This is a genomic window from Chromobacterium haemolyticum DSM 19808, assembly GCF_000711885.1.
Classification (GTDB): Bacteria; Pseudomonadota; Gammaproteobacteria; order Burkholderiales; family Chromobacteriaceae; genus Chromobacterium; species Chromobacterium haemolyticum.
In genome coordinates, this window is the sequence record NZ_JONK01000014.1 from 39,652 (window position 1) to 63,431 (window position 23,780).

Consider the following 23,780-nt stretch of genomic DNA (forward strand, 5'->3'; position numbering starts at 1 on the left):
GGGAAACAAGGGAGGGGAAGATGGTGGACCGAAGGAGGATCGAACTCCCGACCTCTGCATTGCGAACGCAGCGCTCTCCCAGCTGAGCTATCGGCCCAAATCGACAGCCATGATATGACAAGGGCCTTGCGCTTGCCAAGCCCGACCCCACGGCTCCCGGCCAAGCTGGCGCATCCCCGCCACAACTCTTCATTTCAATGGCATGCCCGCCCCCGGCGAGGCTACACTGCTCCGGTTCATCCCAACATCATCGCCGGAGATTTCCATGCTGCGCATCCTGGGCCGCACCAGTTCCATCAACGTCCGCAAAGTGCTGTGGACCTGTCATGAAATCGGCATCGACTACCAACGCGAAGACTGGGGCCGCGGCTTTCAGTCCGCCAGCAGCCCGGAGTTCCTGGTGCTCAACCCCAATGCGCTGATTCCGGCGGTGGTGGACGACGGCCTGGTGCTGTGGGAATCCAACACCATCTGCCGCTACCTGGCCGACTCGCGCCGGGCTAGCCACTTGCTGCCCACCGATCCGCGCAGCCGCGCCCAGGTGGAAAAATGGATGGACTGGCAGGCCACCGAACTGAACGGCTCCTGGGGCTACGCCTTCCACGGCCTCAGCCGCCGCAGTCCGGAACATCAGGACCCGGCGCTGATCCAGGCCAGCATTCAACAGTGGGGCCACTATATGGCGATTCTGGACCGCCAGCTGGCCGCGCAGGATACGCCCTACATCTGCGGCGACGATTTCACCCTGGCCGACATCGTGCTCGGCCTGTCCATCCACCGCTGGCAGCTGACGCCTTTCGACAAGCCGGAACTGCCGCATGCGCACGCCTACTATCAGCGCCTGATTCAACGGCCGGGGTTTGTGACGCATGGGAGCATGGGGGTGGCTTAATAAAATTCCTAATTCCTCGATTGGCGTACAGCCGTCACCATCATGGCCCCTCAGCACGGCCCGATGGTTGCCACGCGCGCGGTTTACAACGCGTGTTCCTTACAATTCGGGTTTGCCATCCTGGTGCCGCCATTGCGCGGCACCAGGCGGCTTGCCGCCGTGGCGGCGGGGAGAGGTCAATCAAGCTTGGTCCGGGCATCACGCCCGCATATGCAGCCCGTAGTACATGGTCTGGTCCCAGTAGCCACCGGTCAGGCCGGCCAGGTATTGCGCCGCGCGGAACAAGTCCGCCGCGCTGCAGCAGCCGGCGCTGACATTGCCGCGGTAAAGCCCGCGATTGGGATCGAACACCCAGATATAGTCGCTGCCCTTGTAGACGCCGACGGCGTGGCCGGAAGCGCCGCCGTTGCGCATCAGGTTGAGAAACAGGGCGTCGCCGCGCACCATCCGATTTTCGATAATGTCTTGCCAGGCTTGGGCGCTGGCGCCGTGGGCGTTGTTGCTGTAGTGGCAGAAGGTGAGGCCGAAGGTTTCCGCATGATTGGCGTCGCCCACCCGCTTGTAGGCAGCCACCGAGGGGTAGACCTGCTGTTCCAGATAGGAGGCGAAGCGGAACAGGTAGGTCCCGTTGTCGAACTGCTGGTAGAGCGCGTCCGCCTGCGCGGTGGTGGGCAGGTAGTCGCCGGCGCTGCTGCCCATATTGAATTTGCCCACGCGGTCTTGAATGTGTTTGAGCCACAGGCAAACCGCGGCCTCGCACACCCCGGCGGCGTTGGCGCCGTTCCCGGCATTATTGAAAGCCCTTTGCAACGACCACGCCATCGCGTCCCCCCTTGTTGCTCATTGGTTTCAGATTTTCAAGACACGCGCATGTCATGGCGCGATATTTTGGGATAAACCGTAAACGGTGTTTGCGCCAGTGGATTCAAGCATGACCACGGCCCGGCGGCGATGCCGGGCCATGGCGTTTCAACACCGTATATCCAGCGCGGCGGATCGTAAACAGGTTCTCAGCGCCGGAACAGCTCGGCCTCGCTGGCCGGCTGCAGCCGCGGCGGACCGGACAAGGCTTGCAGGAAGGCGTGCAGCGCCTGTTTTTCCGCGGCGCTGAGGCCCAGCGGCTTGAGCAGCGGCGAGGGCTTGGGCAGCGTGTATTTTTCCACGCCCACCGCCTCCACCAGATTGCCGCCGTTGTTGTAGAACTCGATCACGCCGGCGCCGTCCTCGTCCAGCGGCATGTCGCCGGTGTGCATGTAGTCGCCGGTGTAGAGCAGATCGCGCAGGGTGGGGGTGCGGAATTTGCCCAGGTCGGCGCGCAGGCCGGTGACGCCGCCGCGGCCCAGGTCTTCCTTGTCGCGGCCGATGTAGTTGAGGCCGGTGTTGTGGAACTGGTTGTCGGACAGCAGCGGGCTGTTGTGGCAGTTTATGCAGCGCGCCTTGGTGCGGAACAGATGCAGGCCCCACAGCGCCTGGTCGTTCAGCGCGGCGCGCTCGCCTTTGAGGAAGCGGTCGAAGGCGCTGTCCTGGCTGATCAGGGTGCGCTCGAAGGTGGCGATGGCCTTGGCCATGCGGTCCAGGTCCACGCGGCTGTCGCCGTAGGCGGCGGTGAACAACGACGCGTATTCCGGCGCGGCGGCGATCTTGGCCACGGCCTGGCCCAGCGGCTGGTGCATTTCCAGTGGATTGGCCACCGGGCCCTTGGCTTGCTCTTCCAGGCTGGCGGCGCGGCCGTCCCAGAATAGCGCGCCGACGTAGGCGGTATTGAGCAGGGTCATGGCGTTGCGGCCGCCCAATTGGCCAATGTGGCCCTGGGACACCGAGCGCGGATCGCTCCAGCCATGTTCCGGCGCGTGGCAGCTGATGCAAGCGATGCGGTTGTTGCGGGACAGCCGGGGATCGCGGAACAGTTTGTCGCCCAGCGCCGCTTTGGCGGCGCTATAGGAGTTGTCGGCGGGAAACGGCACCGCCGGCAGCAGGCCCAGATCGCGGAAACCGGCTTGCGCCGCTGTATCCAATGTGGGCACGGGCCAGGCCTCTTGGCGGTCCGCGCCGGGCTGGTATTGGCTGTAGCGGGTCCGCCATTGCGCCAGCTGGGCGGCGTCCGGCTCCTCGCCGTCGCTGTCCGGCAGCAGCGGTTTGGCCGGCCGGATGGAGAGGGCGACCAGCAGCGGTTGCTCGGCCTGGCCGGCGAGATGGGCCGCGCTCTGTTTTCCGCCGTTTCGGTCCAGGCCGTAGAGCTCGCCGCTCGCGTCGCGCGCCCATACTCGGGCGGCGGCGTTGCCGGCGGGGTAGTCCTGATCCTGTTGCAATTGCAGCCAGCGGATGGCCTCGACCACGCTGGGCAGCCGCCAATTGTCCTGTTGGCACAACCGTTGCTGTTGCAGCGCGGCTAGCGCCGGATTGAGACTGGCCGCGCTGGCCGGCCGCGGCCGGGCTTGCCACAGGATGATGTCGCGCCAGCTGTCCGGGTGCAGGTTGTCGTCAACGCAGGCAGCCTGGGCCGGCGCGGCCAGTTGGCCGTCGGCGCTCACCGGGATGTAGGCCGGCTGCGGCGGTGGATTGTCTTCCGGGTTGGGATCGTCCGCCAGCTTGGGGCCGCGCACCAGACGCAGCCGCGCCGGCTGGCCCAGGCTGAGACTGACGCTGGACAGGGTGCGGTGGGTGTCGTCAAAAGCCACCGCCACTGCGCCTTCGCCGCGGCGGCTGGTGGCGGTCCAGTAAAAGGCGGCTTCGGCGTCCGGGAAGGCATGGCGGTCCATGGCTGGCAGGCCGCGCGAACGGTCGTACTGGCTCCAGTCCAACAGGGTTTTCAGTTCTCGCTCGGTGGGCAGCCGCCAGCCGCGCTCCGCGGCGATGTCGTCTTCGCTGTCTTCGAAGCCGCAGAGTTTTTGCTTGTTCACGGCTTCGGTGTAGGTAACGGCCAGGCAGTCTTCCTGGCCGGGCTCGCATTGGGCCGGGCGTTCCGGCTTGCGGCTGGCGCTGGCGTAATAGCTGTGGAACTGGCTGCGCAGGCCCTGCACGGACTTCACTTCCCAGATCAAGCCGGTCTGCTTGTCTTTCACGCAACCGGCGCGTTCGCCCGCGTCGCTCAGGGGCGCGCCGTCGGTTTCGGCCAGCGGGGTAAAGCGCGGACCGGGCGGCTGTTCGCGCAGCGCGGCCAGGCTCAGGCGAAAGTGGCTGGCCGCGAAGTCGGCGGCCACTACGCTGCGGGCAATGCCGGCGGCATCCAGCAAGGTTTGCAAATCGCCGGCCTGTTCCAAGCGCATGCTGCGACGGAAGCGGCCTGCAGTGTCAGCGCTGATCTGGATGCCGTTGTTGGGGTTGTCGTCTTCGTCCAGCGTCAGCAGCAGCTGTACCTGACGCAGCACTTTGGGATCCGCCGGGTTCTGGCTGCCAACCAGTTGCAGCGGGGTAAGCTGGGCCGCGCCCAGGCCGCGGCCCAGTTCCAACTGACCGATGCGGAAGACAACGATTTCGCCGTCCAGGTAGTGGAATTCGCCGCTGGCGGTGGTTTTGCCGGCATGGCTGCCGCTGTCGTAGTCCAGGCCCGCTACCGGGCTATCGACGAAAACACCGGTCCGGACCGGCTGGGCGGCTGGGCCGCCGGAGCAGGCGGACACGGCCAGGCTGCCTGCCAGGATGAAGGGAAGAACAAGGCGCGAGTGCATTTTTGTAATTAATAATCATTTTTATTTGAAGACAGGGATTATGCGTTTGTAGAGTTGTTCGTACAAGAAGCATGTCGGGAATAGACAAGGCAGGGTCGCGCCTTGCCCGCCCGCGGTGACATAGGGCTGGGCTTGGGGTTCTAGATGGGAGTTGAGAGCCGCGCCTTTCTAGGCGCGGCAACAAGGTGTGGCGAGCCGCCGATAATCAGAGCGGACGGCCCGAGGCATGGAGGATGGATGGCCCCTCGGAGCGAACCGAGGCATAAGCCGACAAGGGTTTGTCCATGCCGTGCGGCGACGGTTCGTCGGCCAGCTTGGGACCTCGCACCAGACGCACCCGCGCAGCCTGGCCCTGGCCCAGGCTGATGCTGGCCAAGCTGCGGTGAGTATCATCAAAGGCAACCACCACGGTGCTTTCTTCCGAATGGCTGGTGCCGGTCCAATAGAAAGTGGCCGCCGCATCCGGAAACGCGTAGCGGTCCAATGCCGGCAGGCCAAGCGCTTTGTCCCGCTGGCTCCAATCCAGCAGCGTTTTCAACTCCCGTTCTGTTGGAAGCCTCCAGCCACGATCCCCGCCCGCCGTCTCATCGTCGAAACCGCAAAGCCTCTGCTGCCTGACAGACTGGACATAGGTGGCGACCAGGCAATCCCCCTGGTCGGATTCGCATTTGGCCGGCTGCGCCGCATTTCCGCTAGAGCTGGCGTAGTAGCTATGAAACTGGCTACGCAAGCCTCGCTCGGCTTTCACTTCCCAAATCAGGCCGGTCCGCTTGTCCTGCACGCAGCCGGCGCGTTGCCTGGCCCCGCCCAACGGCGCACCGTCGGCTTCGGCCAAGGGCGTGAAGCGCGGGGAGGGCGGCTGCGCACGCAAGGAGGCCAAGCTGAGCTGGAAATGCTGGGCAGCGCGATCGGCACTGACCAGGCGACGAGCAATGCCGGTCTGATCAAGTAGGGTTTGCAGATCGCCAGCCTGTTCCAGGCTTTGGCTACGGTTAAAGCGGGCGGCGATTTCCGTCTCAATCTGAATGCCATTGTCGGGATTGCCATCCTGGTCCAGCGTCAGCAGCAGTTGTACCTGGCGCAGCACTTTGGGGTCCGCCGGGTTCTGGCTGCCGGTCAATTGCAGTGGAGTAAGCTGGGGCGCGCCCAGGCTGCGGCCCAGTTCCAGCTGACCGATGCGGAAGACAACGGTTGCGCCGTCCAGGTAGTGGAATTCGCCGTTGGCGGTGGTTTTGCCGGCATGGCTGCCGCTGTCGTAATCCAGACCCGCTACCGGGCTATCGACAAACACGCCGGTGCGGACCGGCTGAACGGCTGGACCGCCCGAGCAGGCGGCTAGCGTCAGGCTGGCCGCCACAACAAGTGAAAACTGAGAATACCGGATCATTCTGACAACAAAATATCATTTTTAGGACGATTGATTATGCGTTTGTAGATTCGTCCACACAAGGAAAATGTCCGAAACAAGCAAGCGAAGGTCGCGATCAAGCTTTTGGCATACGATATGTTAAGCAAACATCGCGCGATCTAGGCGATGCGCAGCGTCGGAACGCGCTGGCAGCAACAGCAGACCCCTCCAAGCAGTTCAATGCCTGCTGCGCTACGGCGATACGACGTTGAAAACGGCTTCACAATGCCCATTTAGCATATTTATATTGTGCTTTCTCGGCCGTTTTCGTTCTGGCTTGCGGAACTGTGAACAGACACAAAGAGCCGGAGCGCAATGACTGAAACTAAAAAGCAGCCCTTGGGCTGCTTTTGTATTTGCGCTCCGTTTCAGCGCAATGCGGCGTCCGGCCATACCCAGTCCCCTGGCGGCGGGACTTGGCTGCCGGACGGACTTAATACTTCGGACCAGGCCTTGATGCTGCCCGCGTATTTGCACAATGCGGCGAAGGCGGAAACGTTGCCAGCGTTGCCGTTGTATACACCCACCTGCACCCCCTTGGGCGACAGCAGCGGGCTGCCGGAGTCCCCGCCGCGGCCCACCCTGCCGTTGGCAAGCAAGGACAGGCCGTTGGCCAAGGGCGACGGCCCCAGCTGCTGGATATTGGCGATGCGGACATCCATCAGACTGGCCGCCAGCTGGCCGCCGGTCTCCGCCATGCGTAGATTGGCCTGCATTGCGCCCATCCCGCCGTTGCAGTCCTCTTGCGCCACTACCGGCACTGCCCTGGCTCCGTCTAGGCCGGCGATGGGGCGGGACAGTTTAAGTAAGGCCAGATCCACCGCCACGCCGTTATGGTCGAACTTGATCCAGTTGGGCTTGGCATTGTTGCGCGTGGTTTCCACGCGCTGGGCGAAGTGGCGGCCGTAATAAGCGGTCACACCGTTCCAGTTATCCAGAATGCAATGCGAGGCGGTCAGCACCAGATCCGACCCCACCAGCGAGCCGCCGCAGATATTGCCGCCGGACGAGCCGCGAAAATCGAGCTTGACGTAGTGGGTTTCGGCTGGAGAGAAAGGCGCGGCGGCGACCAATTGCGCACTGGCCAGCAGGCCTGCGGCAAAGATAATTTTCTTCACGGAATATCCTTTTCAAAATCGTTATTGCGGTTTTCATCATCCAAAAAGACCGGCCGGGCCGGCTCGCTTAATTCAAGCTGGAATCTGCCCATTCCCCATCGCAAGCTTTCCCGGTCGGTTGCAATGATTATGTGATTTGCAAAACGATTTTTATGTGTGAATTTTCCATGCTTCGTCGCCACAAAAATAACAAAGTCATAGGTTTTTATTAAAACCAATTACCCTATATACCGCAAACTAGCCTGTGGCGGGCTCTGACATTTTTTAAGCGGCGCTTAAATAGCTGCTTTGTTAATTTTCACCGATTAACAGTTAAATTTAATAGTCCTCATTTAATTAATTTCGAATGATTTATTGTTTTTGTGGAGTAAATAAAAAACCGCATCGTTAACAATGCGGTTTTTTACGATTCTGGCCGGCGCCAAGCAATATTCAGCGCATGAATACGGCGGGCGGCCCATTTATCCACAGGATGCCGAGAATGACGTTCTTATCCACAGTCACGCGCTTGGCCCAGCCGACTATCCTCCCCCGACAGTAAACGCGAGGTCCACGCCAACAATGCCGCCCATAACGGGGCCAGGATCAGCAGCGTCAGCCACGGCGGCGCGCCGGCTTGCAGTGCGCGCAGTTGCAGCCCTCCCCAGCAGACCAGCGGTCCCGCCAGCGTGCCGATGAGCGCCAGCAGACGCGGCGACGGCCGCCAGACAGCCAACAGCCTCAGCCACCAACAGCTGAAGCTCAGCCACAAGACAACCCTCCACAAGGGCAGGACGCCAACGCCGACAAAGCGGTAGAGTCCCAAGCCGGCAATGGTGAAGTCCAACAGACAACCCGCCGCGGTCAACAGCAGTGCGCGGGCTTTGAAGCCGGCCGGCAATCCTTGCCAGGCCAACAGCGCGCCGGCCAGCAACAGCACCACGTAGCGGTCGCGGAAACTGAGCAACAGCCAGGCGGCGCCGCCGAAGAGCAGGCCGCCCAGCAGCAGCCTGGGCCATGGCTTGCCCACCTCAGGCGTCATAGCCCAGATTGGGGGCAAGGTCGCGCTCGGCCTGTTCCACGCTGACGCCGCGGCGTTCGGCGTAGCTGGCCACTTGGTCGCGCTCTATCTTGCCCACGCCAAAGTAGCGCGCGGCAGGGTGACTGAGATAAAAACCGGACACGGCGGCGGTGGGCAGCATCGCGTAGCCTTCGGTCAGCGTCATGCCGATGGCCGGCGCGTCCAAGAGTTCGAACAGTGCGGTCTTGACGGTGTGGTCCGGACAAGCGGGGTAGCCGGGCGCGGGGCGGATGCCCTGGTACTTTTCGTCGATCAGCGCTTCGTTGTCCAGTTGCTCGGCGACGGCATAGCCCCAGAATTCCCGGCGCACGCGGGCGTGCATCAGTTCCGCGAAGGCTTCGGCCAGCCGGTCCGCCAGCGCCTTGAGCAGGATGGAGGAATAATCGTCGCCGGCGTCTTCGAAGCGTTTGACGTGCGGCTCGATGCCAATGCCGGCGGTAACGGCGAAAGCGCCGATGTAATCCTGCACGCCGCTGTCCCGCGGCGCGATGTAGTCGGCCAGCGCCCAGTTGGCCTTGCCGTCCATCTTGGGCAGTTGCTGACGCAGCCCCACCCAGCTCATCAGGCTGACGCGGTTGTCCGGATCGCGGATTTCGATGTCGTCGTGATTGACGCTGGCGGCCGGGAACAGACCGATCACCGCGTTAGCCCCCAGCCAGTTCTCGGCGATGATCTGCTTGAGCATCACTTGCGCGTCCTCGTACAAGGCGCGAGCGGATTCGCCGACAATCTCGTCGTTCAGAATGCGCGGAAAGCGGCCGGCCAACTCCCAGCTCTGGAAGAACGGAGTCCAGTCGATATAAGCGGCGATCTCGGCCAAGGGGTAGCGCTCGAAGCGGCGCACGCCCAGCCATTTCGGCTTGGGCGGCTGGTAGGCCGTCCAGTCTATCGCTTCCTTATTGGCGCGCGCGCGCTCCAGGCTGACCACCTTGCGGCTCGCCTTGTTGGCGTGGCCTTCGCGGGCGCGGTCTTGCTCGGCCTGGTTTTCCAAGACGAAGGCGTCGCGCAGCGTATCGGACAACAGGTTGGAGCAGACGCCGACGGCGCGGCTGGCGTCCGGCACGTAGATCACCGGATGTTGGTAGTGCGGAGCGATCTTGACGGCGGTGTGGACCTTGGATGTCGTCGCGCCGCCTATCAACAACGGGATGGTGAAGCCCTGGCGCTGCATTTCCTTGGCCACATGGCTCATTTCTTCCAGGCTGGGCGTGATCAGGCCGGACAGGCCGATGATGTCGGCCTTGTGCTCAATGGCGGCGTCCAGGATTTTCTGGCAGGGCACCATCACGCCCAGATCGATCACCTGATAGTTATTGCAGCGCAGCACCACGCCGACGATGTTCTTGCCGATATCGTGGACGTCGCCCTTGACCGTGGCCATGATGATCACGCCCTTGGCCGGCGCGTCGGCCAGGCCAAGCCGGATTTTTTCCTCCTCGATGAAGGGCTCGAGATGAGCGACGGCGGCCTTCATCACCCGCGCGGATTTGACCACCTGCGGCAGGAACATCTTGCCGGCGCCAAACAGATCGCCCACCACGTTCATGCCGTCCATCAGCGGACCTTCAATCACGTGGATGGGCCGCGCGGATTTCTGCCGCACTTCCTCGGTGTCTTCGACGATGAAGGTGGTAATGCCCTTGACCAGCGCGTGCTCCAGCCGCTTTTCCACCGGCAGCGCGCGCCAGGCCAGGTCTTCGCCCTTTTTCTCGCCGGCGGCTTCCCCTTTGTATTTTTCCGCCAGCGCGATCAGGTGTTCGGTGGCGTCGCCACCGTCCTTGGGCACGCGCATCAGCACCACGTCTTCAATGCGTTCGCGCAGTTCCGGGTCGACCTCGTCGTAGACTTCCAACGCGCCGGCATTGACGATGCCCATGGTCATGCCGCGCTGGATGGCGTGGTAGAGGAAGACGGCGTGGATGGCCTCCCGCACCTTGTTGTTGCCGCGGAAGGAGAAGGAAACGTTGGACACGCCGCCGGAAATCTTGGCGTGCGGCAGCTGCTGCTTGATCCAACCGGTGGCTTCGATGAAGTCCAGGCCGTAACGCGCGTGTTCCTCGATGCCGGTGGCCACGGCGAAGATATTGGGATCGAAGATAATGTCTTCCGGCGGGAAGCCCACTTCGTCCACCAGAATGCGGTAACTGTTCTCGCAGATTTCTATCTTGCGGGCATAGGTGTCGGCCTGGCCGGCTTCATCGAAAGCCATCACGATCACCGCGGCGCCGTAGCGGCGAATCAGCCGCGCCTGCTCGACGAATTTGTCCTTGCCTTCCTTCATCGAGATCGAGTTGACGATGCCCTTGCCCTGTATGCACTTGAGGCCGGCCTCGATCACGTCCCATTTGGAGCTGTCTATCATGATGGGCACGCGGGCGATGTCCGGCTCGGAAGCGATCAGGTTGAGGAAGCGCACCATGGCGGCGTGGGCGTCCAACATGCCCTCGTCCATATTGATGTCGATCACCTGAGCGCCGTTCTCCACTTGCTGCCGCGCCACGTCCAGCGCGGTGGCGTAGTCGCCGTTCAGAATCAGCTTGGCGAAGGCCCGGCTGCCGGTGACGTTGGTGCGCTCGCCTACGTTGACGAACAAATCCCCGTCGCCGATGTTGAACGGCTCCAGGCCGGACAAGCGGCACTTGGCTTCGATCTGCGGCAACGGCCGCGGCGCGACGCCGTCCACCGCGCGGGCGATGGCGGCGATGTGTTCCGGCGTGGTGCCGCAACAGCCGCCTACGATGTTGATCAGGCCGGACTCCGCCCATTCGCGGACAAACTCGCCCATCGCATCCGGCTCCAGATCGTAGCCGCCGAAGGCGTTGGGGAGGCCGGCGTTGGCGTGCACCGATACATAGCCGGCGGACACCCGCGCCATTTCCTCGACATAGGGCCGCAGTAGGTCGGGGCCCAGCGCGCAGTTGAGGCCATAGCTGACCGCGTCGGCGTGGGACAGCGAGTTGTAAAAGGCCTCGGTGGTCTGCCCGGTCAGGGTGCGGCCGGATTGGTCTGTGATCGTGCCCGAAATCATGATGGGCAAACGCGGCGTGTCCGGGCGCTCGTCGAAGTATTGGTGGATGGCGAACACCGCCGCCTTGGCGTTCAGGGTGTCGAAAATGGTTTCCACCAACAGCAGGTCCGCGCCGCCCCGCACCAGGCCGTCTATCGCCTCAGTGTAGGACGTCACCAGTTCGTCGAAGCTGACGTTGCGGTAGCCCGGGTCGTTGACGTCCGGGCTGATGCTACAGGTGCGGTTGGTGGGACCGAGCACGCCGGCGCAGTAGCGCGGCTTGGCCGGATTGGCGGCTCTGGCCTTTTCGCACAGTTCCTTGACCAGCCTGGCCGCGGCATGATTGATTTCCCAGACCAGGCTTTCCATGGCGTAGTCCGCCATGGCGATGGAGGTGGCGTTGAAGGTGTTGGTTTCGATGATGTCGGCGCCGGCGTCCAGGTACGCCTGGTGAATGCCGCCGATCACATCCGGGCGCGTCAGCGCCAGCAAGTCATTGTTGCCCTTGACGTCGCAAGGCCAGTCGGCAAAGCGCTCGCCCCGATAATCGGCTTCCTCCAACTGATGGCGTTGGATCATGGTGCCCATGCCGCCATCCAGGATCAGAATGCGTTGGGAGAGGTGTTGCCGGAGGGGATGCGAGAATGTTTTTGTCATGGCGGCTGAACTTTTTTTGTCTACAACGATAACAAGCGCAACGGACTCAAAAGGTCATCTTAACACTCGCAATCAACTGTCCGGTCGCTTGCTTAAGAATAAAGAGAGAACATCCATATGGCCATTACGAATAAGCTGTGGCTGCTCGCGGGGCTGGCGGCGGCAGGGTGCGGGGAGGCGTGGGCGGCGGGTAGTTTGCGGATAGGCGTGGCGGATACCGACGCGGCGCCGGTCGTGATGCTGTCGCCGGACGGCGAGCATCTGCGCGGCGGCTTGTCCAAGGACCTCGGCGAGATGCTGGCGGCGGAATTGGGCCTGCGGCCGGAGTTCACCCTGATCGCCCGCAAGCGGGTGGAGTCCTCTATCGAATCGGGCCGGGTGGACATTATCTGCAACGCCAATCCGGACTGGTTCGGCAACGCGGCGCGTCTGGGCTGGACCCATGAAATCTACCCGCAATTGGAACGGCCGTTGACGCTGAAGCTGCCGACGGAATTGCGCCAGGTGGGCGACCTCGCCGGCAAGCGCATCGTCACCATCCGCGGTTACAACTATCCCACGCTGGAACGCTTCTGGCGCGGCAGCCCAGCCTTGCACAACGAGGAGGCGCGGATAGAGCTGCTGATCAAATCGGTGCAAAAACGGCTGAGCGACGTCGCCATCGTGTCTGAACTGGAGTTCGCCGCCTGGGCGCGCGCCTGGCCGCAGGATGCGGCGCAATTCAAGCTGCACTCGCTAGTGGTGACCTTCATGCCCACCATGTGCGCGGTGGCGCCGCATTCCGATATCAAGGTGCCGCAGCTGAATCAGGCCATAGACCGCCTGCAGAAAAGCGGCCGCATCAAGGCGGTGTTGAAAACCTATCAGTGGCAGCCGCAGGAATAAAAGCCGTCGGCCGGCGGCGCCGGCTCTAATCCTGGCCGCGGAAACGCTGTTCCAGCCGGTGCAGCACTTCCAGCGTGGTTTCCATCTGGCTGGCGGGTATGTCGGCCAGCGCATGCCGGAAAAAAGCCTCGCGCTTGGGCTGCACCGCCTCTATCAGCGCCTGACCCGCCGGCGCCAACGTCACCAAGGTCTGGCGGTTGTCGGCCGGGTCGGTGATGCGCCGCACCAACTCTTCCTCCTCCATCCCCTTCAGTTGCCGCGTCAGCGCGCCCGGATCCATCATCAGCCGGGTAGCCAGCTGTTTCTGCGTCGCCTGCTCCAGATCGGTCAGCGCGGCGAGGATGCGCCAGCGCGGCAAGGGGTAGCCCACCTGTTGCTCAAACGCCGCGTACATGGCGCGGCCTGTGCGGCCGATTTGCTGCAGCAGATTGGGGGCGCGTTCAGTCATGGATTACCGCCGTCTTGGTTTTGACATCGCGCAATTCTACATGCGGGACTCGACGCACAAGCAATAAGCCAAGCACAACCAGCGCAGCCACCAGCCACTGGCTAAGGTGGATGGCGTCCACCAGCGCCAGCCGGGAAGCGCTGAGCAAGGCGCCGCCATTGATACGAGCCGCCGTTGTCAGCTGTTCGAAGCGAGCGGCGGTTTCCGGGCTGAGCAGGATTTGAGGATCGCGCAGCCAGGCAAGCCATTGCGGTTCGGTAGACAAGACGTTGACGCCGGCGACGTAACGGTGGGTGACGAACACGCCCACCAGCGCGGTGCCCAGCATGCCGCCTATCATCCGCGTGGACTGGATCATGGCGGTGGCCACGCCAAGCTGTTCTCGCGGCGCGCTCTGTTGAACGAAGATGGTCAGATTAGGCAGCAGCAGGCCCAAACCCAAGCCGCCCACCGCCATCAGCATGGCCACCACCCCATGCCCGGTGGCGGCGTTCACCCAGCCCAGCGCGCCGGCGGTGAAGGCGAACAGCAGCAAGCCCAAGCCCAGCAACAGGGTGGGGCGGCGCACCCGGGTGACGATGCGGCCGTTCAGGATGCTGCCCAGAGTGATGCACACCACCAGCGGCGTCACCAGCAGGCCAGCCTGGTTCGGGGACAAGCCAAAACCGCCCTGGAACATCAACGGCGCGTAATACATCACCGCAAACATGCCGCCGCCCAACAGCAAAGACAGGCCGAACAAGGGCGCCAGGCTGCGGTGGCTCAACATGTCCAGCGGCAGCAGCGGATTGGCACAACGCCGCTCCCACCACAACAGGCCGGCCAAGGCGGCAAGGCTGCTCAGCCCCAGGCCGGCCATCAGCCACAGCGGCTTATGCAGCGGCAGCCATTCCACCAGCAATTGCATAGAACCCAGCAGCGTCGCGATCAGCAAGCCGCCCTGCCAATCCAGCTTGGACGCGGTTCCGGCCCGGCGCATCGCCGGCAAATAGCGCCAGACAAACCACAGACTGGCCAGGCCCACCGGCAGGTTGACGAAGAAGACCCAGCGCCATCCCAGATATTCGGTGAGAAAACCGCCCAGGGTCGGACCCACCGCGTTGGCCAGGCCGAAAGCGGCGGTCAGCATCACCTGCCAGCGCAAGCGCTGCGCGGTTTCGGGAAACATGTCCGGCACGCAGGCGAAGGTGGTGGCCACCAGCATGCCGCCGCCCACGCCTTGCAGCGCGCGCGCCAGCACCAGCTCCAGCATGTTCTGAGCCAGGCCGCACAGCATGGAAGCGACGGTGAACAGGATGATGGCGGTCAAGACGAAGGGCTTGCGGCCGTGGTCGTCACCCAGCTTGCCGAAGATGGGCACGGTGATGACCGAGGTCAGCAGATAGGCGGTTCCCACCCAGGCGTAGAGATCGAAGCCGTGCAGCTCCGCCACCACGGTGGGCATGGCGGTGCCCACCACGGTCTGGTCCAGCGCCACCATCAGCAGCACGAAACAGAGACCAAGCATGGCCAGCACTTTCTGGCGGAAATCCAGCGCGCCGGCCGCTCCAGCGCTTGCGGCTAAAGTGCTCATTTTTGTTGACCTATCAATAATTGACTAGTCAATTATTTTGCGCCGATAACGCCCTGGAATCCAGAACCGGACACAAAGATTTACAAAGCAGGCTTGGGACGGGCTTTTAGAACCTGTTCACAGTCTCGCGAGCAAGAGCGAGACAAGGCGAAAACGGCAGAGAACACGGAGTGTACGCACCGTATATGAGTATTTCGAAGGCATGCTCACCGTGTCAGGCGTCCACGACACGCAACAGATCGTGAACAGGTGCAGAGGCGGCGGCGCGGGCACGCCGCCGCGCGCTTCAATAGCCGCGCCGCGCCAGCCAGCTGCTGGCTTCGCTCTTGGCCAGGATGGCCACCAGCCAGTCGCGGAACACCTTCACCTTGGGCAGCTCCGCCAGCTCGTGCGGATAGACCAGGTAATAGCTCCACTCGGTTTCCAGCACCGTGTCGAAAGGCATGACCAGCCGGCCTGAATCCAGGTCCTGGGTCACCATGGACACCTGGGCCAGGGTCACGCCCATGCCGGCGACGGCGGCATGCAGCGCGTATTCGGAGGCATCGAAGGTGACGCCGCTTTCCGGGTTCACGCCGTTGACGCCGGCCAGTTTCAGCCAGCGCTTCCAGGTGTCCTGGTCGCGCCACGGGTGCAGCAGGGTGTGGTGGCGCAAATCGTCCGGGGTGTTCAGCGGATGCTTGCCGTTAAGCAGCGCCGGCGAACAAACCGGAATCAGCTTCTCGCGGCAGATGCATTCGGTGCGCAGATCCGGCGCCACCTCGGCGCGCGCCATGCCCACCACCGCCAGATCGTATTCCGCCCGGTTGAACGGCTTGTCGTGAATCAGTTGAGTCACCAGATGCAGCGTGTACTCCGGATAGCGGGTCTGGAAATCCGGCAGATTAGGCAGCACCCAGCGCATTGCCGGGGTGGGAGGCATGCGCACGCGCAAATCGCTTTGCCGCAGCCGCAGCGCTTCGCTGGCTTCGTTCAGCAATTGAAAGGCTTCGCGCGCCGGCTTGATCAGCGCCTCGCCTTCGGCGGTCAGCGACAGCCCGCGCGCCTGGCGGGTAAACAGCGTGGCGCCGTAGTATTCCTCCAGCGTTTGCACGTGGCGGCTAACCGCCCCTTGGGTGAGGCTGAGCGCGGCGGCGGCGCGGGTAAAGGACAAATGCTCGGCGGCAACGACAAATACGCGTAATGCATTCAGCGGTGGCAGCTTCATCTTACATGCCTTTTTATCATGGTTATCATGAAATTAACTGCTTTGTCATGCCAGGCGCAACATCGTATGCTAGGCATGCCGGACACGGCTGGGCTTTTGAACGGCGCTCCGCGGCATGCAGACCGCCGTCATGCAACAATGGCATGGCGATTCGCTCTCCCCGCCGATTGAGCCGTCTATGCCGCGCTCCCCGATTTCCAACGCGGTGTCCACAGCCAAAACCAAGCCCGGCCTTGGCTTGCCCGGAAACGGAATCGTCATTCCCGAGCCTAAGGCTTTATCCGTACTGAAATAGTAACGGATTATAAATATTACAGGATGACATCCGCTTGCAACGGAGAATTTTCCACCGCTTACCGCGTGTCGCCGCAAGATGCGGCGGCGTCGCCAGATTGACTGCCAATCCACGTTGGGCATTGCCGGGTTCAGACAGGGCCCGGCTTTTTTTTTGCCCGCTCTCCGGTGAACGGACAAGAAAAAAGGCCACGCGAGTGGCCCAAAGTTCGGAGAATAAGCCCGCGCGACAATCCTGCCCGCGGGCGCGGGCGGCAAACCGCCCGTTCTTGAGTTTGCGAGTGTAGCGCGTTGCGCCGACAGCGGCAACGCAATAATCCTTGCTAGTACCGACCCGCGGTCACTCTCCCAATTCCGCCAGCAATTCCGCCTGCTGTTCTGCGATCAAAGCGTCGGTCAGTTCGCTCAGGTCGCCGTCCATCACGTAATCCAGCTTGTACAAGGTCAGGTTGATTCGATGGTCGGTGATGCGGCCCTGTGGAAAATTATAGGTGCGGATACGCTCGGAGCGGTCGCCGGAGCCAATCAGGCTCTTGCGCTCGGCCGCCTCCTTCTGCTGCTGCTCGCGGCGCTGAATGTCCATGATGCGCGCCGCCAACACTTGCATCGCGCTGGCCTTGTTGGCGTGCTGGGAACGGCCGTCCTGACACTCCGCCACAATCCCCGTCGGAATATGGGTGATGCGCACCGCGGAGTCGGTCTTGTTGATGTGCTGGCCGCCGGCGCCGCTGGCCCTGAAGGTGTCGATGCGCAGGTCGGACGGGTTCAGCACCACGTCGGCCAGTTCGTCGGCTTCGGGCATCACCGCCACGGTGCAGGCGGACGTGTGAATGCGGCCCTGGGTCTCGGTCACCGGCACCCGCTGCACGCGGTGGCCGCCGGACTCGAACTTGAGCCGGGAAAACGCGCCGAAACCAATCAGGCGCACAATCACTTCCTTATAGCCGCCCAAGTCGGATTCGCTGGCGGAAACAATCTCCACCTGCCAGCGGTTGCGCTCCGCGAAGCGGGTATACATGCGCAACAGGTCGCCGGCGAACAGCGCGGCCTCGTCGCCGCCGGTGCCCGCGCGGATTTCCAGAAAAATGTTTTTCTCGTCGTTGGGGTCCTTGGGCAAGAGCAGCTTTTGCAACTCCAGTTCCAGCGCCGCCAGTTTGTCCTTGCCCTCGGCGATTTCCGCCTGGGCGAATTCCTTCATCTCCGGGTCCGACAACATGTCTTCCGCCGCGGCGATGTCGCTCTCGCACTGGCGATAGCTTTGGTAGGTTTCCACCACCGGGGTGAGTTCGGCATGCTCGCGGGTGAGCTTGCGGAACGCATCCATATTTTGAGTAGCCGCTTCGCTGGCCAGGAGGTGGGTCACCTCTTCCAGACGGTCGGCCAGTTGCGCCAGTTTGGCCGCAATTGACGCTTTCATTACGACTCCGGGTGTAAACGATAAAGACGCGCCACGGCTTCCACCTGCGCGTCGTGCTCCGCGCCGCGCCCGGACGACAAGGCCCGAGTGGGGGGATGCATCAATTTATTGGTCAGTTGCACCGACAGGGTTTCCAGCACCCGCTCCGGCGCTTCGCCGCGCGCCAGCTGCTTGAGCGCGGCGTCGAGCGCTGCGCGGCGCAGCCGGTCGGCGTCGTCGCGCAGCGCGCGGATCAGCGGCACGGTTTCGCGCTTTTTCAGCCAGTCGCTGAATTCGCAGACTCGCGCCTGGATGATGGTTTCGGCCTCCGCGGCCGCGCTCTGGCGCGCTTCCTTGCCCACTTCCACCACGCTGGCGATATCGTCGACGCTGTACAGGAACACGTCGGCCAGCTTGCCCACTTCCACTTCGATGTCTCGCGGCACCGCCAGGTCCAGCATGAAGATGGGCCGGTGGCGACGCGCCTTGATCGCCCGCTCCACCATGCCCTTGCCGATGATGGGCAACTGGCTGGCGGTGGAAGTGACCAGCACGTCGTAGCGCGGCAAGATGTCCGGCAGCTCGGCGAGGGTGACGGCGTTGCCGCCGAACTGCTCCGCCAGCCGCTGGCCGCGCTCCAGCGTGCGGTTGGCCACGGTGATACAGGAGGGGTTGCGCGCGGCAAAGTGGGTGGCCACCAGCTCTATCATTTCCCCGGCGCCGACGAACAGGATATTCAGTTCGCCGATGGTGGGGAAAATCTGCTCGGCCAGCTTGACCGCCGCCGCCGACATCGACACCGAGCTGGCGCCCACCGCGGTATTGGACCGCACTTCCTTGGCTACGGCGAAGGTGCGCTGGAACAGGCCGTTGAGCAGGGTGCCCATGGTGCCGGCGTGTTCGGCGCTGCGCACAGCGTCCTTCAACTGGCCCAGGATCTGGGTCTCGCCCAGCACCATGGAGTCCAGGCCGGAAGCGACGCGGAAAGCGTGACGCGCAGCGTTGGCCTCGTCCAGTTGATAAAGATAGGGCTGCATCTCCGCCAGCGCCAGGCCGTGAAACTTGGCCAGCCAGCTGAGCGCCGCCTGCGGATCGCTGCCGGTGCAATAGATCTCGGTGCGGTTACAGGTGGAGACGATGGCCGCCTCGCGCGCCGCATGCGAGCTGACCAGGCTGTCCAGCGCCTTGGGCAACACCTCCGCAGGAAAAGCCAGCTTTTCCCGGATGGAGAGCGGTGCGGTATGGTGGTTCAAACCAAGGGCGAACAGATGCATGGGCGGATAAGCCGCGGAAAGAAATGGGGTATTTTAGCCTAACTTGAACCGCACGTCCTGCGCTGCGGGGGCAAGCCCCGCCGGTCCGTCGTCAGCGCCTTATATGACATAGCAGAATCCAGCGCCGCGCGCCGTCTAAAATAGCGCGCTCTTCTTGCGCAAACCCCTATATGGTCCAAGCGGAGCTGGCATAAGATAGCCCCTTCAAGGAGGACGAAATGTCGCTGAACCTCGCAGACATCCGCAAGGATTTTTCCAAGCAAGAACTATCGCCGGAGGAGTGCCTGCCGGACCCGTTGGCCCAGTTGGAGAACTGGTTGAACCAGGCCATCTCCGCGCAAGTGCCAGAGCCTACGGCGATGAACCTGGCCACGACCGGAGCGGACGGACGTCCCACTTCGCGCATCGTGCTGCTCAAGGGCGTGGAGGACGGCCAACTGCTGTTCTACACCAATTATCTAAGCCGAAAAGGCCGCCAGTTGAACGACAACCCTTATGTGGCGCTGACCTTCTTCTGGCCGGAGCTGGAGCGGCAGATCCGCATCGAGGGCCGCGCGGCCCAGGTGGCGCCGGAAATCTCGGACGCCTATTTCGCCAGCCGGCCTTACACCAGCCGCGTGGGAGCCTGGGCCAGCGAACAGAGCAGCGAGATCAGCTCCAAGAGCGTGCTGGTGTCGCGCGCGGCGATGTTCGGGGTCAAACACCCCTTGAACGTGCCCCGGCCGCCGCACTGGGGCGGTTACGCGGTGACGCCGGACCGGCTGGAATTCTGGCAAGGCCGCCCCAGCCGGCTACATGACCGAGTGCAGTATTCCTTGCTGGAAGACGGCGCCTGGAAGATCGCGCGGCTGGCGCCTTGACCCTACCCGGGTGAGAACAACTCATTGATATCATGCGCTTTATGCATGAGCAAAAAATTGCAACCATCCATAATTAGACAGTTTGTCCGCTTTTATAGCGATTTGGATGTTGCCGCATAGCAACAAGCCGCATCCGGATGATGCGGCTTTTGATTTTCTTGATGTTTCCCTCTCTTCTCCTTGTCTACCAAGGATTCGACGCCCTGCTTTGATTTCGGTCATGCCCGCCGCCGCAAGTATCCAGGCAACTGGCACTTAGAACAGATGCATATCAAGGCGGAAAAACCAATACATAATTTATGCATTTGGCAAGTGGTCGTCAGAACAAACCAAGCCAACGTCCTCTGATTTCAGCAACCCCTTTCCCATGTTCAGAGCGATGTCCCATGTCGGGAACGCATAAGGGACGCAGAGAATTTCAACCCCGCCCGATGGCGGCAGCCATCTTCGGAGAGATTTCCAAGCGTCCGAAAGGGCAGGCGCAAGCCTGTCTGGCGCCGGCGGCCTTTACGCAAGATCCGTCGGCTTGACGCGGGCCATTACCGTGTCCCGCTGATCTACATTGGAGAAAATTCGTGATGAAAACCCAAACTGCGATGGTTCGCGTATTGGTGTTGTCCGCGCTGGCTCTGGCTTACGGCTCCGCCCAAGCCGCCGAGCGCGTCAATCTGGATGCGCTGAGCAAATCCAGCAAACTCGCCGCCGGCACCAGCGCGTTCAGCGCCGCCGGCATCAACCAGGGCGAACTCAAGGCGCAGCGCAGCTCGCAATTCCCCAACGGCAAAGTCATCACCCGCTACCAGCAGTACTATCAGGGCGTGCCGGTATGGGGCGAAGCCGTCGTGGAGGAAAAGCAATTCGCTAAGGGCTCGTCCACCGCCGCGGCCAGCAAATTGTCCGGCTACTATGTGCGCGGCATCGCCTCCGACCTGGCTTCGGTCAAGCCGGCGCTCAGCGCCTCCCAGGTGCTGGCCAACGCCAAGGCACTGAAGGCCAACGGCTATGAAACCCGCAACGAGAAGACCGAACTGGTGGTGCGCCTGGATAAGCGCAACACCGCCCAGCTGGTCTATCTGGTGTCCTTCCTGGTGGAGGGCGGCAAGGAACCCAGCCGTCCGCACTTCATCGTCGACGCCAATAGCGGCCAGGTGCTGAAACAGTGGGAAGGCCTGAACCACAACGACGCCAACGGCCCCGGCGGCAACGCCAAGACCGGCAAATACCTGTACGGCACCGACTACGGCCCGCTGGTCGTCACCAGCGATTGCAAGATGGACAGCGGCAATGTCGCCACCATCAACCTGAACGGCGGCACCAGCGGCACCACCCCGTTCAAGTTCGCTTGCCCCACCAACACCTACAAGGCCATCAACGGCGCCTACTCGCCGCTGAACGACGCCCACTACTTCGGCAATGTGGTGTTCAACCTGTACAAGGATTGGTTCAACCTGCGTCCGATCAACCAGAAGCTGCTGATGAAGGTGCATTACAGCCGCAACTATGAAAACGCGTTCTGGGACGGCAGCGCGATGACCTTCGGCGACGGCGCCACCCGCTTCTACCCGCTGGTATCGCTGGATGTGTCCGCTCATGAAGTCAGCCACGGCTTCACCGAGCAGAACTCCGGCCTGGTCTACAGCGAGCAGTCGGGCGGCATCAACGAAGCGTTCTCCGACATGGCCGGCGAAGCCGCCGAGTACTACATGAAGGGCAAGAACGACTTCCTGGTGGGCGCGGAGATCTTCAAGAAGACCGGCGCGCTGCGCTACTTCGCCGACCCGACCAAGGACGGCCGCTCCATCGGACACGCCAATGACTACACCAGCGGCCTGGACGTGCACTACTCCAGCGGCGTGTACAACAAGGCGTTCTACCTGATCGCCACCAGCCCCGGCTGGAACACCCGCAAGGCCTTTGAAGTGTTCGTGGACGCCAACCGCCTGTACTGGACCGCCAACGCCACTTACAACAGCGCCGCTTGCGGCGTGGAGAAAGCAGCCGAAGCGCGCGGTTACAACAGCGCGGACGTCACCAAGGCCTTCTCCACCGTGGGCGTGGCTTGCGACAGCTGATGACCGTCTGACGGCGCGGTCATGACGATTCGCGCCGTTTCTCCCATCCGCCGGCCATGGTCCGCCCATGGCCGGCATCGCTCAGGAATTCCGGAATGCTCACTCTCAAACCAAGTCTCGTCGCGCTGCTGGCCGCCACCAGCCTGGCCGGCGCCGTCCAGGCCGCGCCGGTATGGATTTCCATCGGCGACAACGCCTACCAATTGCTACAACAAGTCAGCCCGAAAAGCCGCAGCCAGGAAAGCCGCCAGCTGGCGGTGAACGCGCTGCCGGCCGGCGTGTCCGCCAAGGGCGTGGCCACCGAAAAAGTCCATCTGGTGCAAGTGGACGACAGCGTGCTGCCGCAGTTGTCGGACGCCATCCACCACAGTCTGCGTCATTGCGGCGGCTTCATCGTGCACAAGGATCTGCAGGACGCGCGCACCGCGCTGAAGGCGCCGGTGGCCGGCACGCTGCTGCCCAGCTACCAGATCAACGACCAGGCCACCGTCAACAAGCTGTTGCCGCAGCTGCAGGACAGCAACATTCTCGGCACCATCCAATCCCTGTCCAACTACCAAAACCGCTTCTACACCACCAGCCACGGCGTCAACGCGTCCAACTGGATCGCCAATCAATGGCGGCAGCTGGCCGCCGGCCGCAGCGACGTGACCGTGGAGCAGTTCGCCCACAGCGCCTGGCCGCAAAAATCGGTGATCCTCACCATCAAGGGCAAGGACAATGCCGCTGAAACCCTGGTGCTGGGCGGCCACCTGGACTCCACCGTGGGCAGCGGCACCGGCGAAAACAGCCGCGCGCCGGGCGCCGACGACGACGCTTCCGGCATCGCCAGCCTGACCGAGGTGATCCGCGTGCTGCTGGCCAACAACTATCAGCCGCGCCGCACCATCAAGTTCATGGCCTACGCGGCGGAAGAAGTGGGCCTGCGGGGTTCCTCCGACATCGCCAACCGCTACAAGCAACAGAAGGTCAACGTGGTGGGCGCCTTGCAACTGGACATGACCAACTACCAGGGCAGCGAGGACGACATCTTCCTGTTCACCGACTACACCAACTCGGCGCAGAACACCTTCCTCGCCAATCTGGCCGAAACCTATCTGCCCAATCTGACCGTCGGCTACAGCTCTTGCGGCTATGCGTGCTCCGACCACGCCTCCTGGCACAAGAACGGCTATCCGGCATCCTTCCCGTTCGAATCCGCCTTCAACCAATCCAACCCCAACATCCACACCGTGCGCGACACCCTCGCCAGCGCCGGCAACCAGGCTCGCCACGCGCTGAAGTTCTCGCAACTGGCGCTGGCTTACGCGGTGGAATTGGGCAGCGACGGCCCGGCGGTCAAACGCTGAGTCCGCCTTTCCGCTTGATGCGCCCACCCCTTTAGCGGGGTGGGTTTTTCATTGCGGAAGGCTCGATGAAATGGTTTTAAGCGCCGGCCTCGCGCCGCATATCCACATGCAGGATTCCGCCGTCGTCGTAAGGCTCGGACACCGCGTGGAAACCGAAGCTCTCGTACAAGGTCTGCGCGTCGGTCTGCGCCGACAACATGATGGCCGCCTGGGGGAAATGCGCGCGGCACTGCGCCACCGCCTGCGCCAGCAGCGCCTTGCCCAGGCCCTGGCCGCGCGCCTCCGGCGCCACCACGACCCGGCCTATCGCCGCCGCGTCCGGGTATTTCTCCCCCGGCGCAATCAAGCGCGCGTAAGCCAGCAGCCGGCCGCCGTCGTCGTGCCCGGACAGGTGCAGACAGTGCACATCCACGCCGTCCACATCGCCGTAAATCGACTGCTGCTCCACAACGAACACCTGGTCGCGCAGCTGCAAGGCCCGATACAACGCCAGCGGCGTAAAACCATCGAAACGGTGGCAGTGCCACGCAACTCGGTTTGCCATAGTAGAATTCCCCTGAACTGATTCATTATCATCGGCCGGCTTGCGGCGCGTCCGGGCCAAGCTTACGA

18 protein-coding genes and 1 tRNA gene are annotated in these 23,780 nt (G+C 62.8%); 5 read left to right on the top strand and 14 right to left on the bottom strand.

What is annotated here, in order from left to right; translation table 11 throughout:
* Nucleotides 1-21: 21 nt before the first annotated feature.
* Nucleotides 22-97: transfer RNA gene (locus tag BR71_RS10050), tRNA-Ala, on the bottom strand.
* Nucleotides 98-265: 168 nt separating this feature from the next.
* Here BR71_RS10050 and BR71_RS10055 point away from each other — a divergent pair.
* Nucleotides 266-892: a glutathione S-transferase family protein gene (locus BR71_RS10055; RefSeq protein WP_043636429.1), complete on the top strand. Its 627-nt coding sequence runs from the start codon at nt 266-268 to the stop codon at nt 890-892.
* Between the two features lie 198 nt (nt 893-1,090).
* Here the strand turns inward: BR71_RS10055 and BR71_RS10060 are convergent, their stop codons facing one another.
* From BR71_RS10060 to metH, 6 genes are all read right to left on the bottom strand, one after another.
* Complete coding sequence (locus BR71_RS10060; RefSeq protein WP_043636431.1) at nt 1,091-1,714, bottom strand: hypothetical protein; 624 nt, start codon at nt 1,712-1,714, stop codon at nt 1,091-1,093.
* 188 nt (nt 1,715-1,902) lie between these two features.
* A complete protein-coding gene (locus tag BR71_RS22915) occupies nt 1,903-4,560 on the bottom strand; it encodes a cytochrome c peroxidase (RefSeq protein ID WP_052370470.1) in 2,658 nt (885 codons plus the stop codon).
* Nucleotides 4,561-4,765: 205 nt separating this feature from the next.
* Complete coding sequence (locus BR71_RS10070) at nt 4,766-5,947, bottom strand: Lcl C-terminal domain-containing protein (protein ID WP_043636433.1); 1,182 nt, start codon at nt 5,945-5,947, stop codon at nt 4,766-4,768.
* A 389-nt stretch (nt 5,948-6,336) separates the two neighbouring features.
* Nucleotides 6,337-7,086 carry a S1 family peptidase gene (locus BR71_RS10075; protein WP_043636437.1) on the bottom strand — a complete coding sequence of 250 codons (750 nt, stop codon included), beginning with the start codon at nt 7,084-7,086 and terminating at the stop codon, nt 6,337-6,339.
* Between the two features lie 490 nt (nt 7,087-7,576).
* Nucleotides 7,577-8,095 carry a DUF2878 family protein gene (locus BR71_RS10080; protein WP_162179210.1) on the bottom strand — a complete coding sequence of 173 codons (519 nt, stop codon included), beginning with the start codon at nt 8,093-8,095 and terminating at the stop codon, nt 7,577-7,579.
* A gap of 1 nt (nt 8,096) precedes the next feature.
* Entirely contained in the window at nt 8,097-11,810 is a 3,714-nt protein-coding gene (metH, locus tag BR71_RS10085; RefSeq protein WP_043636440.1) for a methionine synthase, read from the bottom strand.
* 117 nt (nt 11,811-11,927) lie between these two features.
* Between metH and BR71_RS10090 the strand changes: the two genes are divergently transcribed.
* A complete protein-coding gene (locus BR71_RS10090; RefSeq protein WP_043636443.1) occupies nt 11,928-12,695 on the top strand; it encodes a substrate-binding periplasmic protein in 768 nt (255 codons plus the stop codon).
* A gap of 25 nt (nt 12,696-12,720) precedes the next feature.
* Here the strand turns inward: BR71_RS10090 and BR71_RS10095 are convergent, their stop codons facing one another.
* The 5 genes from BR71_RS10095 to hemA form a co-directional block, all read right to left on the bottom strand.
* Nucleotides 12,721-13,143, bottom strand: coding sequence for a MarR family winged helix-turn-helix transcriptional regulator (locus BR71_RS10095; protein ID WP_043636446.1), 423 nt, complete (start codon nt 13,141-13,143; stop codon nt 12,721-12,723).
* Nucleotides 13,136-14,716 (bottom strand): MFS transporter, encoded by a 1,581-nt coding sequence (locus BR71_RS10100; RefSeq protein WP_052370472.1) that lies wholly within the window; start codon nt 14,714-14,716, stop codon nt 13,136-13,138. Before BR71_RS10100 ends, BR71_RS10095 begins: the two co-directional genes overlap by 8 nt.
* Before the next feature lie 286 nt (nt 14,717-15,002).
* Nucleotides 15,003-15,923, bottom strand: coding sequence for a transcriptional regulator GcvA (gene gcvA / locus BR71_RS10105; protein ID WP_019102440.1), 921 nt, complete (start codon nt 15,921-15,923; stop codon nt 15,003-15,005).
* 634 nt (nt 15,924-16,557) lie between these two features.
* Nucleotides 16,558-17,634 (bottom strand): peptide chain release factor 1, encoded by a 1,077-nt coding sequence (prfA, locus tag BR71_RS10110; protein WP_043636449.1) that lies wholly within the window; start codon nt 17,632-17,634, stop codon nt 16,558-16,560.
* Nucleotides 17,634-18,887: a glutamyl-tRNA reductase gene (gene hemA, locus BR71_RS10115; protein WP_019102442.1), complete on the bottom strand. Its 1,254-nt coding sequence runs from the start codon at nt 18,885-18,887 to the stop codon at nt 17,634-17,636. The genes prfA and hemA overlap by 1 nt, the downstream gene beginning before the upstream one ends.
* A gap of 218 nt (nt 18,888-19,105) precedes the next feature.
* Between hemA and pdxH the strand changes: the two genes are divergently transcribed.
* The gene (gene pdxH / locus BR71_RS10120; protein WP_043636452.1) at nt 19,106-19,747 is read left to right on the top strand and encodes a pyridoxamine 5'-phosphate oxidase; all 642 of its coding nucleotides are present in this window, start codon (nt 19,106-19,108) and stop codon (nt 19,745-19,747) included.
* A 39-nt stretch (nt 19,748-19,786) separates the two neighbouring features.
* Here pdxH and BR71_RS24135 read toward each other — a convergent pair whose 3' ends face one another.
* Complete coding sequence (locus BR71_RS24135) at nt 19,787-19,969, bottom strand: hypothetical protein (protein ID WP_156038933.1); 183 nt, start codon at nt 19,967-19,969, stop codon at nt 19,787-19,789.
* A gap of 356 nt (nt 19,970-20,325) precedes the next feature.
* On the opposite strand from BR71_RS24135, the gene BR71_RS10125 reads away from it, so the two are divergent.
* Both BR71_RS10125 and BR71_RS10130 read left to right on the top strand, forming a co-directional pair.
* Complete coding sequence (locus BR71_RS10125) at nt 20,326-21,819, top strand: M4 family metallopeptidase (RefSeq protein WP_156038935.1); 1,494 nt, start codon at nt 20,326-20,328, stop codon at nt 21,817-21,819.
* A gap of 95 nt (nt 21,820-21,914) precedes the next feature.
* Nucleotides 21,915-23,168, top strand: coding sequence for a M28 family metallopeptidase (locus BR71_RS10130; protein ID WP_043636455.1), 1,254 nt, complete (start codon nt 21,915-21,917; stop codon nt 23,166-23,168).
* A 76-nt stretch (nt 23,169-23,244) separates the two neighbouring features.
* On the opposite strand, the gene BR71_RS10135 is transcribed toward BR71_RS10130, so the two are convergent.
* Nucleotides 23,245-23,712, bottom strand: a complete 468-nt coding sequence (locus tag BR71_RS10135) for a GNAT family N-acetyltransferase (RefSeq protein WP_043636459.1) — start codon at nt 23,710-23,712, stop codon at nt 23,245-23,247.
* Between the last annotated feature and the right edge of the window lie 68 nt (nt 23,713-23,780).

Bases quoted from the DNA above. Each gene is read 5' to 3' on its own strand.
- BR71_RS10055 (WP_043636429.1), top strand. From the start codon at position 266: ATGCTGCGCATCCTGGGCCGCACCAGTTCCATCAACGTCCGCAAAGTG.
- BR71_RS10060 (WP_043636431.1), bottom strand. From the start codon at position 1,714: ATGGCGTGGTCGTTGCAAAGGGCTTTCAATAATGCCGGGAACGGCGCC.
- BR71_RS22915 (WP_052370470.1), bottom strand. From the start codon at position 4,560: ATGCACTCGCGCCTTGTTCTTCCCTTCATCCTGGCAGGCAGCCTGGCC.
- BR71_RS10070 (WP_043636433.1), bottom strand. From the start codon at position 5,947: ATGATCCGGTATTCTCAGTTTTCACTTGTTGTGGCGGCCAGCCTGACG.
- metH (WP_043636440.1), bottom strand. From the start codon at position 11,810: ATGACAAAAACATTCTCGCATCCCCTCCGGCAACACCTCTCCCAACGC.
- BR71_RS10090 (WP_043636443.1), top strand. From the start codon at position 11,928: ATGGCCATTACGAATAAGCTGTGGCTGCTCGCGGGGCTGGCGGCGGCA.
- BR71_RS10095 (WP_043636446.1), bottom strand. From the start codon at position 13,143: ATGACTGAACGCGCCCCCAATCTGCTGCAGCAAATCGGCCGCACAGGC.
- BR71_RS10100 (WP_052370472.1), bottom strand. From the start codon at position 14,716: ATGAGCACTTTAGCCGCAAGCGCTGGAGCGGCCGGCGCGCTGGATTTC.
- gcvA (WP_019102440.1), bottom strand. From the start codon at position 15,923: ATGAAGCTGCCACCGCTGAATGCATTACGCGTATTTGTCGTTGCCGCC.
- prfA (WP_043636449.1), bottom strand. From the start codon at position 17,634: ATGAAAGCGTCAATTGCGGCCAAACTGGCGCAACTGGCCGACCGTCTG.
- hemA (WP_019102442.1), bottom strand. From the start codon at position 18,887: ATGCATCTGTTCGCCCTTGGTTTGAACCACCATACCGCACCGCTCTCC.
- pdxH (WP_043636452.1), top strand. From the start codon at position 19,106: ATGTCGCTGAACCTCGCAGACATCCGCAAGGATTTTTCCAAGCAAGAA.
- BR71_RS24135 (WP_156038933.1), bottom strand. From the start codon at position 19,969: ATGACCGAAATCAAAGCAGGGCGTCGAATCCTTGGTAGACAAGGAGAA.
- BR71_RS10125 (WP_156038935.1), top strand. From the start codon at position 20,326: ATGAAAACCCAAACTGCGATGGTTCGCGTATTGGTGTTGTCCGCGCTG.
- BR71_RS10130 (WP_043636455.1), top strand. From the start codon at position 21,915: ATGCTCACTCTCAAACCAAGTCTCGTCGCGCTGCTGGCCGCCACCAGC.
- BR71_RS10135 (WP_043636459.1), bottom strand. From the start codon at position 23,712: ATGGCAAACCGAGTTGCGTGGCACTGCCACCGTTTCGATGGTTTTACG.